General features: G+C 44.6%; 14 protein-coding genes. 8 read left to right on the plus strand and 6 right to left on the minus strand.

All coding sequences use genetic code 11. The features are described 5' to 3' along the window. Window positions 1-285: 285 nt before the first annotated feature. Both RIC07_RS21055 and RIC07_RS21060 read right to left on the minus strand, forming a co-directional pair. Window positions 286-609 (minus strand): hypothetical protein, encoded by a 324-nt coding sequence (locus RIC07_RS21055; RefSeq protein ID WP_446396225.1) that lies wholly within the window; start codon window positions 607-609, stop codon window positions 286-288. A 492-nt stretch (window positions 610-1,101) separates the two neighbouring features. Next, window positions 1,102-1,503, minus strand: coding sequence for a fasciclin domain-containing protein (locus RIC07_RS21060; RefSeq protein WP_006098369.1), 402 nt, complete (start codon window positions 1,501-1,503; stop codon window positions 1,102-1,104). Between the two features lie 189 nt (window positions 1,504-1,692). Between RIC07_RS21060 and RIC07_RS21065 the strand changes: the two genes are divergently transcribed. Further along, window positions 1,693-2,541, plus strand: coding sequence for a hypothetical protein (locus RIC07_RS21065; RefSeq protein WP_446396226.1), 849 nt, complete (start codon window positions 1,693-1,695; stop codon window positions 2,539-2,541). A 107-nt stretch (window positions 2,542-2,648) separates the two neighbouring features. Continuing rightward, entirely contained in the window at window positions 2,649-3,158 is a 510-nt protein-coding gene (locus tag RIC07_RS21070; protein WP_446396227.1) for a hypothetical protein, read from the plus strand. A 374-nt stretch (window positions 3,159-3,532) separates the two neighbouring features. Here RIC07_RS21070 and RIC07_RS21075 read toward each other — a convergent pair whose 3' ends face one another. Next, window positions 3,533-8,140: a hypothetical protein gene (locus RIC07_RS21075; protein ID WP_446396228.1), complete on the minus strand. Its 4,608-nt coding sequence runs from the start codon at window positions 8,138-8,140 to the stop codon at window positions 3,533-3,535. Window positions 8,141-8,425: 285 nt separating this feature from the next. Further along, window positions 8,426-9,211, minus strand: coding sequence for a nucleoside phosphorylase (locus RIC07_RS21080; protein ID WP_446396229.1), 786 nt, complete (start codon window positions 9,209-9,211; stop codon window positions 8,426-8,428). Between the two features lie 580 nt (window positions 9,212-9,791). On the opposite strand from RIC07_RS21080, the gene RIC07_RS21085 reads away from it, so the two are divergent. Further along, the gene (locus RIC07_RS21085) at window positions 9,792-10,496 is read left to right on the plus strand and encodes a PEP-CTERM sorting domain-containing protein (RefSeq protein WP_446396230.1); all 705 of its coding nucleotides are present in this window, start codon (window positions 9,792-9,794) and stop codon (window positions 10,494-10,496) included. 259 nt (window positions 10,497-10,755) lie between these two features. Beyond that, window positions 10,756-11,427 carry an HD domain-containing protein gene (locus tag RIC07_RS21090; RefSeq protein ID WP_446396231.1) on the plus strand — a complete coding sequence of 224 codons (672 nt, stop codon included), beginning with the start codon at window positions 10,756-10,758 and terminating at the stop codon, window positions 11,425-11,427. Here the strand turns inward: RIC07_RS21090 and RIC07_RS21095 are convergent. Continuing rightward, on the minus strand, window positions 11,419-12,120 hold the full coding sequence (locus tag RIC07_RS21095) for a CPBP family intramembrane glutamic endopeptidase (RefSeq protein ID WP_446396232.1): 702 nt from the start codon (window positions 12,118-12,120) through the stop codon (window positions 11,419-11,421). The genes RIC07_RS21090 and RIC07_RS21095 overlap by 9 nt on opposite strands. 335 nt (window positions 12,121-12,455) lie before the next feature. Between RIC07_RS21095 and ggt the strand changes: the two genes are divergently transcribed. From ggt to RIC07_RS21115, 4 genes are all read left to right on the plus strand, one after another. Further along, window positions 12,456-14,012 (plus strand): gamma-glutamyltransferase, encoded by a 1,557-nt coding sequence (ggt, locus tag RIC07_RS21100; protein WP_446396233.1) that lies wholly within the window; start codon window positions 12,456-12,458, stop codon window positions 14,010-14,012. Between the two features lie 164 nt (window positions 14,013-14,176). After that, on the plus strand, window positions 14,177-15,418 hold the full coding sequence (locus RIC07_RS21105) for a damage-control phosphatase ARMT1 family protein (protein WP_446396234.1): 1,242 nt from the start codon (window positions 14,177-14,179) through the stop codon (window positions 15,416-15,418). 163 nt (window positions 15,419-15,581) lie between these two features. After that, window positions 15,582-15,998, plus strand: coding sequence for an EndoU domain-containing protein (locus RIC07_RS21110; RefSeq protein WP_446396235.1), 417 nt, complete (start codon window positions 15,582-15,584; stop codon window positions 15,996-15,998). 12 nt (window positions 15,999-16,010) lie between these two features. Next, window positions 16,011-17,846 (plus strand): hypothetical protein, encoded by a 1,836-nt coding sequence (locus tag RIC07_RS21115; protein WP_446396236.1) that lies wholly within the window; start codon window positions 16,011-16,013, stop codon window positions 17,844-17,846. A gap of 47 nt (window positions 17,847-17,893) precedes the next feature. Here the strand turns inward: RIC07_RS21115 and RIC07_RS21120 are convergent, their stop codons facing one another. Further along, a complete protein-coding gene (locus RIC07_RS21120; protein ID WP_446396237.1) occupies window positions 17,894-18,640 on the minus strand; it encodes a Mut7-C RNAse domain-containing protein in 747 nt (248 codons plus the stop codon). Window positions 18,641-18,799 lie beyond the last annotated feature (159 nt).

Consider the following 18,799-nt stretch of genomic DNA (forward strand, 5'->3'; position numbering starts at 1 on the left):
AAGCACGTATGGAGTGCTCTATATCAATTTAATAGTTTTATTGGTCGATGCCCTGTAGTCAATCGTAGACACGATTACTATAGTGTCTCTAACTGGGAGCCGTTGGTTAAGGCTGATATCGAGCAACAATGCCGGGTATCAACCAAGCGTCAGCGTTGACGGTCATCGACCAAAAGTTACACCGTGGACTTATACCAAGACAGAATTACTTGTGGGTAGGTTTGTCTAGGTTTTTAGAAGCGGTATTGGCAAGAATGATATCCTCAAATTATGCCATCTACAGGATTAACCATGCATGGCTTGGCGCTTGAACTCCTCGTGCGCTCTAGAAGGAAGCGATTCAACTTTTTTGGGCGATCGCTTTCCATTCTCAGACGGCGCTTCAACTTTTGCCCAGTTCTCTTGAATGTAGTTTAGATCATCGGCTGATGCCACATAGCTTTCAACATAGCCACAATTGACACAAACATACGTATCCAGTGAAGCATAACGAGCGCTGGAGTTTCCTAGTCCTAGCGTCATCGTATTCAGTGCGGGAAATTTTCGGTTTTTGTTACTTCTGATCTGATAAGATCCACAGGAGTGGCATTGACCGTTCTTCATTGTCATGACTGCTTCAACCTTACAAGTTTGGCTTTCCTTTTGTCTTCATTAGGGAAACGGCACAATCCGGATGACCGTTAACTTTTATTTTCATTTCGCCAATAAAACGTGGGGGTCGTCTAGTCCACAAAATTCTGGTATAATTCAACAGGCTGCTGCCAAAATAGAATTTTTCTCAATATCTTCTGACGTTGCCGGATTTACAGGCGATCAATACTCTAAACTAGCATCAAAATCAACAGGTTAACATAGTTAATTGAATACTGCCCACCTGAAATGTAAATCTGACATCAAATCGGGTTAAACAACCTCACGAAACATGGCTGGAACGCTCATTATGACGTGATTACCGCTGTGTGCAATCAACCTGATTCGATAGGACATCAATTAACCACCTGTAGGGGCGACCCGTTTACATCAATTAACCACACCCGCCCACTCAATCGGGTCGGGTCGCCCTTTACTCAATGGGGTCTGATCCTCCTTTTGATGGTGACTTTACCCCATGAGAATTACCGTGTCAATAACATGGATAATACCATTATCCGCTTCGATGTCAGGGGCAACAACCGTGGCATTTTTGACTTCAAAACCATCAGAACAGTCAATTCGGATAGACGAACCCTCAACAGAAGTTACCGAATCGACCTTGGCTAAATCAGCTTGAGTCAATTTCCCGGAAACGACATGATACGTCAGAATTCGCGTAAGCTGGGGAATATTCTGGAGCAACGTTTGTATGGTTCCTGGTGGCAACTTAGCAAAAGCGGCATCATTGGGTGCAAAAACTGTAAAAGGACCAGGACTTTTAAGAGTGTCCACTAAACCAGCCGCTTGTACAGCAGCTACCAGGGTTTGGAATGAATCCGCACTAACGGCAATATCGACAATATCAGGCATTGTAAATAATTCTCCAATATTTTGACTTTATTTGCTATTATTTTATATTGGGTCGAGCTAAGATGACATAAAATAACCGAAGCGGCTATTGGGGGGGTGAACTCTTGAACAATCTCTCCCTCAGGTGTACAAAGACCCTTACCCATACATGACAACGGCATGATGGCATTTCTAAGAAACAAAAATTTGATGAGGCGTACAGCTAGGGTTTACCTGAATGATTTGAATGTGGGTAAGTCGAAAATTGTGCGCGAATTTTTGGGTCAATGCCACGATGTTATGCAGTATTTTGTTGACTTGTTTTGGCAACGTCAAGATTTTTCGGGGAAACTGGCTGACCTGCCAACAGTGCACCGAGCCAAGAAAAAGTTTGGGATCACAACCCGTTTAGGGCAAGCACTTGCCAAACAAGCGAGTGAGTGTGTTTTTTCTCAACACAAGAAAGATAGAAAACGGAAACCCCAGCTAAAATGGCACACAGTTACATTGTTCTATCACTTCGCCACCATCGAACCCTTTGAAAAAAAGGGCTTTGATTGGTGCGTCAAACTGATTGGATCGGGGGCGCCCAAGTTAGTTATCCCGCTCAAGTCCACCTCAGTAATCAATCAACGGTTAGCTCAGGGATGGCAACTCTCTAAAACGATCCGCATGGGATTGAAGAAAGGGCGATTGTGGATTGATTTGATCTTTGAGAAAGTTAGACCTCCCTTGAGAACATCAGGTCAGGTAGTTGGGATGGATTCTAACTACAAAAACGGCGTCGTATTCAGTGACTCCCAGGTAGTTGGAGAAGATATTTATCAACGAATTCAGGGGTTTCAAAAGCGTCAAAAGCATACCCACGCCGAAATTAAATCGATGTTGGGTCAGGTTCTGAAGAAAGTTGATTGGTCTTCTATAAAGATTCTCAGTATTGAGGATTTGAAGAAGGTTAAACAGGGAAAACGAGGGACGTTCTCTCACCCCAATGAATTAAAGCCACCCCGACTTTCCCTGATATGCTCCTGTGGGGTTTTGAGTGATTCAAACGCTTGAATCAGATTCCTTAATCTCCTTGATCTGCTCGCGTTTCAAGACGCCCCATGGAAAGTCAGGTAGATCACAAGCTAAAATCAGCGACATCAGTACTGAGGAGTCCGAATATGCGACATTTTATTGGCATCAGCGTAACCCTTGTCACAGCGGTACTCGCGAGTATGGCGTTTACCCCCACATCAGCATCAGCTCAAGCCGCTTATGGTAGTTATGTCGGGGCTGGTGGTACTTTCGGTATTGAAGAAGATGATCGCGGTGAAGGGCGGCAATTTGGGGGAGTTTTGGCGGTACGGTACAAACTCTTAGAACTTCCTGTCTCTCTGCGAGCGCAAGCCCTGATTGGTGCAGGTACGGCGGTGGTGCCAACTATTTCTTATGATTTTCCCCTCAACTGGCAAACGGATGTTTATCTGGGGGCGGGTGCGGCGTTTGCCAGTGGTGATACGCCCTCACCGGTGGGAGATAAAACTAGCTTTGCTTTGCAACCGGGGATTGATTATGTTGTTCCTGGGGGCAGTACAGTGCTTTTTGGGAATGCGATTATTGCCTTTGATGCCTATCGTAACGGAGGCGGAACAGCGGTTTCGGTGCAGGGTGGCGTGGGGTTGCAATTTTAATCAGACACAAAAATTGCCGCTATTTTTGTCAGTAAACCCTGGCATTCGCCAAGAATTCAAATTCTTGGCTAAAAGCCCAAGTCGTCTAAAGACGACTAAGGGGAATGCTAGGGAAAATAGACTCCTATTGAATCCGCTTGATTGCACACAGATGCAATCCCTTTAAAATGAATGCTCCCGCGCGATCATTTGTAGTAGCCACTTTAAGTAGGTTGGTGGAAATAAACTCAACCATGTTAAGTTATGTTAACAAGCCTCAAACCCTTACAAATGACGAATGACGAATGACGAATGACGATCCCCACCGTTAACTTTAATTGTCCCCACCTACTTAGTGGCTTCAAATGCTTGATTTCCCAGCACTAAAGTGCTGACTACAAACAAATCGCAATCCGATTCTGACAACCCTCAATTTCTAATTCCAGTCGTGGTTCTGGCTGATTACAGAATAGAACACTCCGATAGCCACTAGCAACCAGCGAAAAGGATAACTGTTGACTCTCCCCAGCTTCTACCGTCGCATCTCCTAAATTTACCTGGCATTTTGCCCAATCTACACGTACCTCTCGATTACTGAGAATATCGGTAATTAAGACGTGATGGATTGATTTCATTACCTTAATTGCTAAGTGACGCACCGTAAATCCGATCACCCCATTCTCAAATTCCTCTATTATTACGTCTGGGGGTAATCCAGTAATCGCCAGTTGCTCAGTTTTAGGGGATTGGGGAAGTTTTGAGTGTGTAGGGGCAGGTTTAGAAACTTGCTTTTCGTTATTGATAGTAACGTTTGTGCAAAACCCGCCCTGACTAGGTTTTGAGTTAACTCCCTTATCTCTCAAAGGACGTTCTCTTGGCGCTAATGGGGGAATCACAGAGATACCATCGGGATTCATTGCCCACTGCTGCGCTTTTTTAATCAAATTTGACTGCAATTTTGCTGCTTTCCTCAGCTTCCCCTGATTCGTTACATAATCCACTTGTTTTTTCTTTGTCGCAATCCAACGTTTTCGGGCAAATTGACGCTGTTTCTGGTTAGCCTCGTTGACAAATTGCTCGTAGAATGCTAATGTTTCCACCAATGCTCCAACTTTTTCCAGAGCAATTCCTATCTGTGGCATCAACAGGTAGTCTTGCCAGTCACAATTGGATAAAACCCCCTCTTTCATAAATTGTTCATAGTGTTGGCGTTGCTCTTTGCTCAAGTTTTGCGGGATTAATTCTGAACCTGCTAGTTCATAAACAATGTCGAAATTTAACGCGGCTTTTTCCTCAGTTGAACCAATGACATTGGGCAAATCCGTTTCTAGCAATTCCAGGGCGTCTTGCCAGTATTTCTGGCGGAAGAAATAACGGAAAAGTAGTCGTAGTAGCTTGATTCTGATTCCATCCCGCGTCGCCAGTCGAAAACAGTCTTTAACCTTGGCTAAATCATCCAACCCCACATAAACCACACAGGCTTGTTGGTATTCCTGCTTCATTTCCAACGCCTGGGCGACATAGCGCAGCCATTTGCGATCGCGCGGTTTGCCAGCTTGCCGCCATTGGTTGATAATCTGATCAGCTTCGCCTGCTTGTGCCAAATGCGCTAATCCGTCTGGCATACCGACAGTAAAGGCTTTTGCCCGATGATAGTCTGGGGTTTGAGTCGCATTACTTTCGTCCCAATACTGTATCGCTTGCTCATAATTTTGGGAGCGATAAAAACAGGTTCCCGCTTGCACCTTTAGTTCGGGATAACCCACTGAGGCTAAGATAGCTAGAACTTCGCCAAACTGCTGCCATTGTGATGAGGGTATTGAGGAATCATTGGGAATGGTTTCAATGCGACGGGCATAGTTCTTAATTCCTTGCTGCCATTGTTTTTGCTGATTAACCTGTTGATTTCCCTGAATAACCAATGATTCATGACTGATAATATACCGAGTAAAACTATCCAGCGCGGCTAAATCATCAGCAGGTGTCACCATAAACCGCGCCAGGATGCCCTCAGCCGCTGATTGATGTTGGGGGTGCGAATCATACCAAGCCACCAATTCTGACCAGCATAGCCCCTGCCAGAAGCAATCCCACGCCTGATTCGATTCCCCCAACTCCAGGAAACAATGACCCGCGTCTCGATACTGCCGTTCAAACTTTAGCGCCCAAGCCTGACAATAGTTCCCTTGAGTGATATCCCCTAAATCCCGATAGAATTGTTTGGCTCGGCGTAGTAAACTGGGATTCTCTGCATGTAAACCTTTAAGCTGAAATTCTTGCGCGATCGCACCCGGGTCATCTTCACGCATCGTCTCGACCATATTTGGCATACCCGGTGTTAGGGTTTTCACATTATCTTGCCAACGGCTTTTGTGTTTGGCATAGCCTAGCATTGCCTGTAATAAGGCTTCATCACTGGCATAGTGCCACAGTTGACGGTTTCCTATGTCTGAATCGACGATAAATAAATAATCTGTTGCCCGACTAGCGGCGACATAGAGTTTATTGAAAAAGTATTCAACCTTAACTTTTTGGTCAACGCCTTGTAGGTTCCAGACATTATCGCTACACTCTTCACCAAATTTATACAGAATCACCCGTTTAAATTCCAATCCCTTGGCGGAAATGGCGCTTAAAACATTTTTTAATGGTTCTGGGGATAGTGTGGAGTGTTGAGTTAATTCTTTCATCTCCTCTGTTCCCTGTTCCCTGTGACACACCGAGCGAAGCCGAGGTGTTCCCTGTTCCCTCGGATTCAACTGTGGAAAGATTTGAGATAATACTTCATCCGTTTGGGCATACGCCAGTTCCTCTCCTTCTTCACAGGGAACAATAATAATCGTATCTTTGATATAGGTAATTAATTCCTCAGCACGAATCGTCTGATTGAGAATAAACATTTGCGGTTCAGGAAAATCACCCGGATGCCATGCGGTTTGGGGTTGGAGTTCGGCAATGTCAAACAGAACGTGACGCCAAAGCTGAATTAAATTGGTGAATTGAACAATAGATAGACTCGACCGATAGTTATAAGATAGTTCCTGAAAATTAACCGTCAACTTTAACTGATCTGCCGGATCAAGGGCGGTAATCACTTCCGCATCAAAAGCCGCTTGGGTGCTAGACCAATGGAATCCGGTGGGGTTTAAGGTTTGAAACGGATCACCCGCAAAGGCAAAGGGTAAACTAGGAATCGGTTGGTATCCCAAATGGTATTGGGAAAACAGCGACAGCCGCATAATAAGCTGTAATTCTAGGCGGGTAAAGTCTTGGGCTTCATCGCAGAATATGGCGGTATAGTCGGGACGATAACACTTCAATTCCAAGACTCTGGCAATTAAATCTTGGTCATCCCAGTAACCCAGTTCCGTGGTTAGATGCTTATACCAGTGTTGCCAAATCGTGTCATAGATTCCCTGAAATTTATCCACATCAATCGTGCGTTCTTTGCGGGGAACTTCCTCCTGATAATCTTCCGGCGTCATGTCGTCCGATTGACCATAGCCTTTAATAAAACTGCGGATAATGTGCCAACAAATTTCGGGAGAATAGCGGCGGGATTGGGGAAGATGCAAGATCAGTTTGCCAAGGGCGGCTTCGGGACAGGTTCCCTGATACAGTTGTTTGAACCGATGGAAGGAAATATAGTGGTCTGGATTAAACCGTTGTCGTTCCTGGGGGGGGAGTAAGCTTAACAGAAATTTACCAAAGGGTTGAAAATAGCGATCGCAATTGGGAATATCATCGCCGGGACTGCGTTCAGCGACAAAGCGATGGTGGGAACGCAGGAGGCGGTTAACTCCATCTCTGGCAATGTCTAATAAGCGTTCATTGTAAGTGAGAAACAGGGGTTTACCCGGAAGCGGTTCGGGACGGCGATGTCCTTGGTGGGTGTAATATTTACGGTAGCAGTAGTCGGCAAACAGATAAATCAGCATCGTGGACTTGCCACTACCCGCCCGTCCATTAATAAATAGGGGGAGTGAATCGGTTTCGAGGGTAGGACGAGACACCGATTGGAGAATCTCCTCTTCTTCGGGGGAAAGGGCGAGATTCGCTTCTCTCCCCCGTTCAATCGCTAACCAACTTTCGTCATCGGCTAAGAGGTAAGCGGGATAGGAACGACGGGCGAAGGGGGTTAATTCGTGGATAGTCAGGGATTGGGATAAGCGGTTGGGGGTGTTTGCACCATTAAATAGGGTGGTTCGCACTCCCACTTCCCGAATCTCGGCGCTGGAGGGGGGATGATCAAACGCGGCTAAGAGAAACAAGACACCGCGAACACTCGCATCCGTGGTTTCAATCTGGCTGTAGAGAACGTAACAATTGTTTTCACTCCAGAGGTTGACATTTTCGGAAAGGTGGGGTTCACGGGAAACAATCAGGGTTTCGGCGAAGCTATCGGTTGGGATGGCTGCACGATGACCATTACCATTTCCTGTAGATTTACCTGTATGGGTATTAATCTGGGAAATAATCTGATAGTAGGTTTTCCACGCCTGTTGCAGTTTCACCGTGGCAAACTGTCTCACCCATTCTTCACTTTCATAGATCACCCAATCGTCTGGGACAATATCCCGTTCCCATCCCGGCGGCTCAAGCCAAGGGCGCAAGCGTTCCGGGAGTTCGGGTAAGGGTGCAACCGACTGTTGCTGAGATTGGGCTTGGGTTAGCCAATCGCGAATCTGTTGCAGGTCGAGTTGGGGTTCCAGATGCGTGCGACCATAATCAAGGGGGGATTCCAGAAACTGTTCATAGTCGTGATCACCCCGTTTAAAGATATCAACGAAGCACAATAGTTGCTGATTATCCAGATGCAGGATACGACCAATCAGGCGGCGGTTGAGGATGCGGCGCTTCAGGTAAGGATAAACCCGCTCAAACCGGGATTGCACTTCATCGAGTCGTTGAGTTTGCAGTTGAGTACACAGATCATCGATGCGATCGCGAATTCCATAGCGTTCTGCTTTCTCATTAAACCCAGAGGTGCGATAGATGTACATTCAAGAGTTCCCGTTCTTCTTCTTAGTCCCTATTCTCTTATTTTCGTCTAATGGAGAAAGTAGGGGAAACGAGTTGAGTAACATTTTATACTAAAATCCCGATGAGGGAGGAGGAAGTCGGATCAATCCTGTTCAGTTAACCTCATCGATGCGGGACAATAGGAGCAGTTACAGCACTACGCACTCTAAGCTGTCATGCATTTAAATTGGGTATTAGTAGCGAGCAAGATGCTCGCACTACAACTGTTCCCCATTCCCTGTTCCCTGTTCCCTACCCACACTTATTCAACAAGCCCTATTGTCAACGTTTTCGGCTGCACGTATGGCTACCGCGATCGCACGCTGCACAGCCACCTCTTTCTCACCGACAATCACCCCCTCTCCAGCCGTTCGCTGGGCAATAACACCACAAACACAAGCCGCCGCAAATCCGTACACCCCTGCCATTTTCAGTAATGTGCCACATTCCATCTCATAGTTGAGAACATTCAAACGACGATATTCTTGAGTAATGCCTTGAAGCCGACGCCTTAAATAAGGATTCGCCGAATCGGTGCGTTCTTGCCCTTCATAAAACGTATCCACCGACGCGGTAATCCCCAGATAATGCTTAATCCCTAACTCCCGCGCCGCCTCCACTAATCCTACTGTGAGAAACGGATCAGCCGCCGCCGGATATTCAATTGGGGCAATATCATTAGCTGCACCTTGGCGACATAATGCCGCACGGGTTATCACAATACTACCCACCGGGACATACTCTTGAATCGAGCCACAAGTCCCCACCCGAATAATTGTCTCAATCCCCAATTGCACCAACTCATTCACCACAATACTCAGAGACGGTGCGCCCATCCCACTTGTCGCCGATACGATGGGGCAATTATTGGACAATTTGCCCAGATAACTCTTTAATCCCCGATTGTCCGAGAGCAGACGCCCATCCTGCAAATAGTCTTGAGCAATCTGAGAAGCGCGTTGCGGATCACCGGATAACAGCGCCAGGGTAGGCGGCGGTGAACCGAGGTCATCTTGCCCAAAGCCAAGGTGATACATAGAGGAACGGGTCATGGGTTGAATAGGTTTGCTGTTTCCATTAAATCAGCCACAAGACCTGCGGCGTTGCGCCAAAATAGAACGCTTAACTTCACTTGAATTTTCTTTGGCTAAAAAATAATTGCACTTTACCAAGTTTTGATGAAGAACCTGTTCCCATAATTTTCATTACTCAATGAAATCTAGGCTGTTTTTCAATTGTGAGCGTTGTGTTAAGCCTTCATAAAGACTTTATCAATTACATAAACTTTTCATAAATTCACAATTTTATTTTTTTGCTTTTGTCTTTATGAAAAAATCATAAAATTAAAGTAGCTAAAACGGCTGCAATAACGCCTCAGCAATAAATACAGCGCTTATAGCACTCAATAATTTTAGCTATGAATTTAAAAGATTTAGCAAAGTTGCGTAGTTTAAGTAGACGGTATAACTACGTATATGACACGATTAAATTAATCGACAAATACAAATATTGACGTACATAAAGCTAGAAAAGTTCATCTGATGTAAGCCATCTATTTTGTATCCAGTTCAGCTTTCCCAAGCTGGCTCCCTTCCAACAAGAGTCCTTGTAAACCTTTAGTTTCCAGCAACCATGTTCACTGCAACTGTCCTGAAAACTTTATCGATGGCTACTGCTAGCGCCACTTTAATGACATTGGGAGTCGTGAGTCTTACTTCTTCTAGTGTCCAAGCCACACCTCTGCGGTTGGATTATACGGTTGAAGCTGAAGATGAAGGATGGTTCAAGTATGACTTTGAGCTTTCCGTTGATAACAATGATGGCAGCTATGAACCTGAGCAATCATGGCGTTGGATTGTATTGGGAGATGCTCCTTCTGGTTCATCCAGTCCATTGACCGATTGGATAGGGGATCTAGCCAACTCTTCACCCTGGATTTCTAGCTTCAAAAACACAACGGGAAGTCATAATGGCGTAACTCTATATGGTAGAGATGAGAATTATCCTAACGGCAGCGTCTTAGCATACTGGACACCGACTGGAGTTGATGATTCACTTTTCTGGTCAGGAAAATCGACAGCGAATCTGCAACAGGGAGAATTACTCTTCAGCACTCTTCTAGCCACCAAGCCGGAAACTGGAGCGAATTTTGAGGTTGCTCGCCGCTTGGAATCTGAAACTCTAGCGTTGGAATCTGAAACTCTAGCGAATGATCAGATCCCCCATCAGTTTGAATCCTCAGATCCTCAACCTGTTCCTGAACCTACTTCAGTGTTAGGTCTCCTGATGATGGCTGTTTTGGGTAGAACTTCTCTGCGGAAGCGCCAAACTCGATAAGTAGTGGTTGCGGCAATAGGCAATAAAATAGGGAATGGGTGCATCCCTTACATTGCCCAAGTTGTTCTGAGAAGGGACAAGAGAGAAAGAGAGAAAAAGAAAATAGTTCTGTTAAACGTGTTGACTAAAATAGGTGAGAATAGCTAGAGCGACAAACAGACTCACCAGTAACCAGCGACGCCGCTTCAAGATTTGATCCAGATATCTGTTCATCGTAACTCCTGTGCTTCTGGTCTAAAAAGTTATCGTAACACTATTTATGCAGCATTTTACTGGCTCAATTCATGCTTTAAAATCTCAATGGGATAGAGCGATGAAACCGTTTCAAGTTAATCCCCACCTTAGCCAGAACCTATTTATTGAATTAGTTGCTGCTTATTCTAATCCCAAACGATTCTATCACAATCTCAACCATGTTAAACAAGTTTTAACAACAATTGAAGAGATCCGTGAACATAGACTCACGCCCCAACTTACTACCCTGGATTTCTCGATCATTCGGGTCGCGGCTTGGTTTCACGATATCTTTTATGACCCAAAGTCAGACGACAATGAAGAAAAAAGCGCTAATTACGCAGAATTGGCATTAAACCAATTGAAACTGCCAATTGCACCAATAAGGCGAATCAAAACTCTAATTTTGCAGACTAAAACCCATCAAGCTTCAGCGAATGAACTGGACTGCCAAATTCTCTTAGATGCTGATTTAGCCATTCTGGGTACAGCCGAGTTAGACTACTATAGTTATGCTTACGCTATTCGACAAGAATATTCCTGGATTCCCGATCAAATTTATCGTCCTAAACGAAAACAGATTTTACAGAACTTTTGCCAACGGGAACGACTCTATTTAACGAATCCGATGTTCAATCAATTCGAGGAACGCGCTAGGCAGAATTTACAGGTAGAAATATCCTTGTTATCATCGTAGCGACCCAAACAGCAGATGCCAACCCACAATTGCGATCGCTAAATCTGCCAGAATGTGGCTGATGTAACTTGACCATAAGGTACGATAGGTGAGATAACACCATGACCATACTGCCCCAGCAATGAATACGCCCAAGGAACCTAATAGGACGACCCCCCAATCAGCAGTGTAAGCGGCTAAGGCAATAATGTGATGGAGAGTGAATAGCATCGCAGCCAAGAATACGGCTTTTGTCCCAGATACCAATACTTCACATTTTTTATACACAAACCAACGCCAGATATACTCTTCAATTAGCGCATTAATAAACGTAAAATACAATGCGCCACCCAGATAAATCTTTGGGCTAGTAATACCTGCTTGCTTTGCCTTAGTCTGGACATCTGTCACATCAATCCACTGTTGACCTAACAGCCAATAGGCACTGAGAATAATCCCAAACATCAACAGTCCTAATAGTGTACCTACTAACAATTCATTTTTTTTCGGTAGGGATAGTCTAAATTTGCCATGATCCACCCAAATAAACCAGACTAGGGGGAGTGCCAATAACCAGACTTTGCACAGGGAAAATATCATCTGTCCTAGAGAACCTGGTGCAATATATAATGCCATGGTTATCCCTAGGCTGGCAGCAGATACAAGCAGTAGCAACGCAAAAAATGCTTTTTTACGGGGATGAGTAGTTACCATTTGACCATTTGTGGCGCTAAGTTTATGTTGTATTCAACGCTAAAGGTTTGAATGGAATTCACCGAACAAGAGATGTGCCACTTTTATTAATTGTCAAAAGTTACTACATCAATTCCTCATCTGAGATAGACTGTCTAAATCATTGTGGGATAAGTAGTTAAGGGATAACAGTGTCCTATACATCGCGCCGCGAACCCTCACTCTGATGGCTGAAAAACCAGACAATTTGGTAACTGTCACAACCGTATGCTGATCCTGATGCTAGTTATGATGATGTGAATAACTGCTATAACTCAAAAGCTTCTGGTGGTTATTCGGACTAGACATTAACCGTTATGACACAAAAAACACGCGGCGCGATCGCGGCTGGACATGACAAAACGGCTGAGGCGGGTAGGGAAATGTTTCGCCTTGGTGGTAATGCGTTTGATGCGGCGGTTGCAGCGATTCTTGCCTCCTTTGTCACGGAACCGGGACTCACCTCAGCAGCGGGAGGCGGTTTCCTCTTAGCCCATACCCAAACAAATCAAAATATTCTCTTTGATTTTTTTAGCCAAACCCCACGTCAAAAACGTCCTGAGAATGAAATTAATTTTTATCCCGTTGATGTTAATTTTGGTGGTGCTATCCAAGAGTTTCATATTGGACTAGGTTCTATGGCGGTTCCCGGAAATATGGCTGGCGTGTTTCACGTTCACCAACGATTGGGTAGTTTACCCTTCCATGTTATAGCCGAACCAGCGATTCACTACGCGAAACATGGGGTTAAATTAAATCGATTTCAATACTATTGTTTAACTTCAGTTCTGACGCCAATTCTTATGGCGAATCAAAACGGACAAAATGTTTTTATTCTCACTGGGAAACCTGTCGCACCCGATGTAACGATAACTATGCCCGCCTTTGCCGATACATTAGCGTATTTAGTGAAAAAGGGAGTTCGGGAATTTTATCAAGGAGATATTGCTCATCAATTAGTCAACGATTGTCAGGAATTTGGCGGATATTTAACCTTAGACGATTTAAAGCATTATCAGGTCATCGAACGGCAACCTTTAACGGTCAATTATCGAGGCAATACATTATTCACCAACCCGCCTCCCAGTTCCGGCGGAATATTGATAGCTTGGGCATTAAAATTATTATCTACCGTTGAGTTAGCGAATCTGGGCTTTGGCAGTGCGCGTCATTTAGAAATTCTGGCACAGGTTATGCAGTTGACAAATGCAGCCAGACAGGAGGGGTTGAATGATTATTTGTATCAAGAGAATATTGTTGATCAATTTTTAGCTGACGATTCTATTGCCCAGTATCAACAAGACTTAGCAGAAACGGTAAATAAATGGGGCAGTACCACCCATATAAGTGTTATCGATGAGGTAGGAAATGCCGCTAGTGTTACCACGTCTAACGGGGAAGGGTCGGGTTATGTGATTCCGGGGACAGGGATTATGGTGAATAATATGTTAGGAGAGGAAGACTTAAATCCCCAAGGCTTTCATCAGTGGCAAGAAAATGTGCGGATTTCGTCGATGATGTCTCCCTCGATTGTTTTGCAGAAGAATCAGGCGGAAGTTGTTTTAGGGTCAGGGGGTTCTAATCGGATTAGGACGGCTATTTTACAAGTTATTTCTAATATTTTAGATTTTAATATGACGGTTGAGCAAGCGGTGAATAGTCCGAGAACCCATGGAGAAAATGGTCGGTTTCATATCGAACCCGGTTTAACTGAAGCGGAAATACTTAATCCATTATTGACGAACCAACAGGTTGTGCGTTGGCGGGAAAAGAATTTGTTTTTTGGCGGGGTTCATACGGTGATGAAAACGTCTGATAATTTACTTGTCGGTGCTGGCGACAACCGTCGAGATGGTGCGGTGGCTAAGTTGTAGCGAGTTATCGGTAATCCGCCCAATTGAATCCCATTACCCGCCCCTACGAATGGATATGGGGGAATCTGGGATAATTATTTTGTGCGATCGCCTATGGTAATCTGTAACGGAATATAGGGCTAAGGTTCCCTACTACAAGCCGATGCGATCGCGCTCATCTCATTATGTCCCCCACTAAACCCTGTATCCCCATCCCACCCCCCCTGATGATGTCAGAGGAGGGTTCTTTTGCCCACCAGACACTGACGCAACGGTGGCCCACAATTATCCAACGGGCGATCGCATCCAACAACTATCCCGCCTCGATTACTCAGAATCTGGAGCGTCTACGTCAAGAATTGCCTTACGGAATCGTGCGATCGCTTGAGGATGAAACTCAACCGGATTTAGAGGCGTGGAATACCTATATGTCACCCTACCAGGGAAAGCGCTGGATTGATATTCCCTGGTATCCCGCAGAAGTCTATCTCTACCGTCGCATCTTGGAAGCCACCCACTACTTTCAACCGGGAAAATGGCACCGAGTCGATCCCTTTGAACCCCAAAAACACAGCAGTTTGGCAAAGGTAATGTCCGCCATTGAGACAATGAGTGGCAAAATTAACACCTTTGTTGATGCTCAAGGACAATGGAAGCACATCGATTTAATCGCCCTCTTTTATTTTGCCCTTTGGGGAAATCGCATTGACTTAAGCTTGTTCCCCACTGACGCGGGAGAGAGTCAGCGAATGAATATTGAAGCCTATCGCGAACAGGCAAATCTGTTAGTTGATCATACACCCCAAATTGCCGATCACATTGCTCACCTTAAGGGAGTTCGCATCGATTTAATTGTGGATAATGCTGGGTTTGAGTTGTTCTGTGATTTGTGTGTAGCTGACTTTTTAGTAAACAGTGGAATCGCTCAACCTGTTTACTTACATTTAAAGCCTCACCCGGTATTGGTGTCTGATGCCATGATTAAGGATGTTGACCACACCATTAAGGTTCTCTGTCACCATAGCCATCAGGATGTCCAATCTTTAGGAAAACGTCTCAAAAATTATATTGACAACGGGGACATAATCTGCTGCGAGGATTCCTATTGGACAGCGCCTCTCGCCTTTTGGGATATGCCAGAATCATGGCGCAGTGAATTGAATCAATCCCAATTCGTGATGATTAAAGGAGATGCCAATTATCGCCGTTTACTGGGCGATCGCCAATGGGATTATACGACGCCCTGGGACGATATTGTTTGCTATTTTCCTGCACCATTTGCCGCCCTACGCACGTTCAAAGCTGAAGTCGCGGCTGGATTAAAACCGGATCAGATTAAGCGATTGAATCAAGATGATCCGCAATGGTTAACCAATGGGCAATGGGGCGTCATTCAATTTTTCAACGGATATACACTGTTAGGCTGAATTGGTTCAATTTTAGCCTGTGCGATCACAACGGTATATAATCAGTAATCGGTTCGTTTTGGGTTTCCTGTTAAGGGATAAGGGGGATTAATGTGAGGTTGTCACCCGCTCTCAGTCTGCCGGGAAAGCTGATTTTTACCCGATTTTCAGTAATATTTATTAAATGCGAGAAAAAATCCTCTATGGGGAGCGAGTTCTAAATCCCCACTCCCCCGGTGGTATTTCTAATAAACTGATAGGCGCACACTCACCCAAAATTAAAAGCCGTTCGGATTTCAATGTCGAAATTCTGAGTAACAACCCAGATGGTACAACAACGGTAAGGCTGATTAAACAATTTCCAGATGGTAACGTCTCTAAGCGCAAGAAGTCTACCTTAGCACCAGATAATTGGAGTGATGACAAGATTATCGATGCGACTAATCAAGTTGCTCGTACTGATCCGCTCGCTATTCGTTTACAAGATCGAGCAACCTTGCATCGACAGACGATTGATGTCGTAGACTGGGTAGTAATCAAGGATGCTTTGGGCAATGTGATCTCTTCTTATCCTACTGGCGGTCAACCAATCCAATTCTAAGGCGGTGGTACTATGACAACGTTCCAAAAGCTAGATACGTATTTGAGCCAAGAGTTTTCCGACGACTATTGGTATGATGATGCTGAGTTCTACGCCTGTGATCTGGTTAAACAACTGACACGCCTAGATTGGAATACACTTCATACTAGCTGGAAAAATCGTTCAATTGCTTGGCAGGTGCGCTGTGCGGAAATTCTTGACTGGGGGGATATCAATCAGGCAATTCCGTTGTTGCTGGATATGATTGCAAGCGAGAATGACGAGTTAACGCTAGCGGCGGCGGATTCCTTGCGATCACTCAATCTTGTAGAATTAAATTTCCCTGTCTCTGTCGATGATAAGATTTTGGCACGTTTACAGACGGTGAAAGAAACAGGGAATATTGCTAAACGTATTGTTAATGAACTGCTCAAAGAATTACAGGAGCAAGTGTATCGTCTTTTCTTGATTCAGGTGCTAAAGAGCCAAAGTAATCCACAGGAGGTAGACTCACTTCTTCAAGCCAATATAGATAAACTCGATGATAATTTTGCTCAAGTTTTACGGAGCTGGGCGAGCAGTACTCTATCAAACGTTAACCTGGTACAAGCAAGCGAGATTGTCGTAAATATTTGTTCTCTGAGCTTAAAAATTCAGGAGTTTCCACTGGGTAATAAAGCAAGCAACCTAGAGATTGCCATTGCTGGCTATGAAACAGCGCTGATAGTTTTAACTCGTGAGAGATTTGAAGAAGGTTGGGCAAGTCTACAAAATAATTTGGCAAATGCCTATATCAATCGGCTTCGGGGCGATAAGGCAGACAATATGGAAAAAGCGATCACAGCTTGCCAACAAGCCTTGCAAGTTTACACTCAACAGAGGTTTCCCGAACAATGGGCAACAACTCAAAATACTTTGGGTGAAGCCTATCGTAACCGTATAAAAGGAGATCGTGGTGAGAACTTGGAAAGAGCCATCAATGCTTACCAAAAAGCTCTGCAAGTTTGTACGCCTGAAAGGTTGCCCGATAGGTGGGCAGACACGCAAAACAATTTAGGTATTGCTTATGTTGAGCGAGTACAGGGTGATAATACAGAGAATCGAGAACGAGCAATTACAGCTTATAAAAAAGCCCTAAAAGTTCGCACCCGTCAAAGGTATCCTAATCAATGGGCAGCCACTCAAAACAATCTAGCTATTGCCTACTTTTACCGCATAAAGGGTAACAAGACACAAAACTTGGAAAAAGCGATCAACGCTTACAAAAATGCCTTGCAAGTCTATACTGCTAAAAACTATCCCCAAATGTGGGCATTAACCAAAAATAATCTGGGTAATGCCTACGCTAACCGAATTAAGGGTGACAAAATCCAAAACTTGGAACAGGCAATTTTTTGTTTCTTAGCTGCTTTGGAGATACGTACTCGCGATTATTTTCCTCAAGATTATGCAGAAACTATATTTAATCTAGGTCTTGCCTACCGTAATATGGGACAATTAAGTAACGCCTACAATGCCTTTGCTGCGGCTATTGATACTGTGGAAGTCCTGCAAAGTCAGGTAGTATCTGGCAATGAGGTTAAACAAAAATTAACGGAAGAATGGAAGATTATCTACCAATGCATGGTAGAAGTTTGTCTAGAGCTACAGGATTATGCTAAAGCCATAGAATACGTCGAACGCAGCCAAGCTCGTAACTTAGTCGAATTTCTCACAAACCCTGAACTCTACCCCGAAAATAACGTTCCCTCTGAAATCCATAACGAACTTGAGCGCCTGCGCCAAGAAATTACTCTCACACCTCAGCAAATAGGCATGGATATGGAAATAGAACGGAAACGACAGGGAATCTTGAAAATTGCCGCTTGAGTAAAATAGCCGATTCACCACCAATATGGGTTGAGCCAACCTCTTCCTTAATTTTTTGCCACCATAACCTGTTCAATAAATTGTTGCATTCGCTCAAAATGTGACCCTTGCCAATAAATCTGATCGCAGGTTTGACAGCGATGAAACTCATCAATGGATTGTCGCGTTTGCTCCGGTAACTGATCCGCGATCGCATCTTTTTCAACAGGTACTAATACCCCATTACATCGGATACACCGATGAAAGGGTAAAATAGCATCAAATAAATTGAAGCGACGCAAGACTTCAACGATTTGTTGATCGGGGTTTTTGGAGCGCACATAATACCCATACCTCACGATAGAACGCATCAGTAATCGGGTATCGCGAGTTAACAGAATCCGTTGCTCATCGGCAGAAACTTGGGCTAACTCTGGATCAGCGTAGTCATTGCGATACAGCGTATCAAACCCCAACAACCGCAACGCATTGGCTAATTTCCCTAAATGAATATCCAGAACAAATCGATACTCCTGGGGTTCAGGGGGACTCACCCGGATACTGGGATTGATTTCATCTAACACTGAAATTGGACAAACCGTGACGCGATCGCGATCTTGAACAATATAGGAAAAATCAACCGATTCTCCATTAACCAAAATCGCATCCACTTCCGGATGAGGAACCCCCAGGGATTCGATCATATCCTTAATCGAGGTTCGCCCTTTAAACTCATGAGGAAAACGAACATGACGCTTGTTTGGAGGCAAAAAATAATTCAATTCTGCCAGAAAATCAAATTCAGCAGTTGCCATGATAATAACCTTGATTCAAAACCAACCCTAACCACCTGTAGGGGCGGGTTTTACAACTATCATTTGGGTTTGACCCCAATGTAACTAAACCCGCCCCGATCGCGTGATCAACCCCGACAACCGGAACCCTAACCACCTGTAGGGGCGGGTTTTACAACT

Origin of the sequence: Coleofasciculus sp. E1-EBD-02, from assembly GCF_040218245.1 — a bacterium.
Taxonomy (GTDB): domain Bacteria; phylum Cyanobacteriota; class Cyanobacteriia; order Cyanobacteriales; family Coleofasciculaceae; genus Coleofasciculus.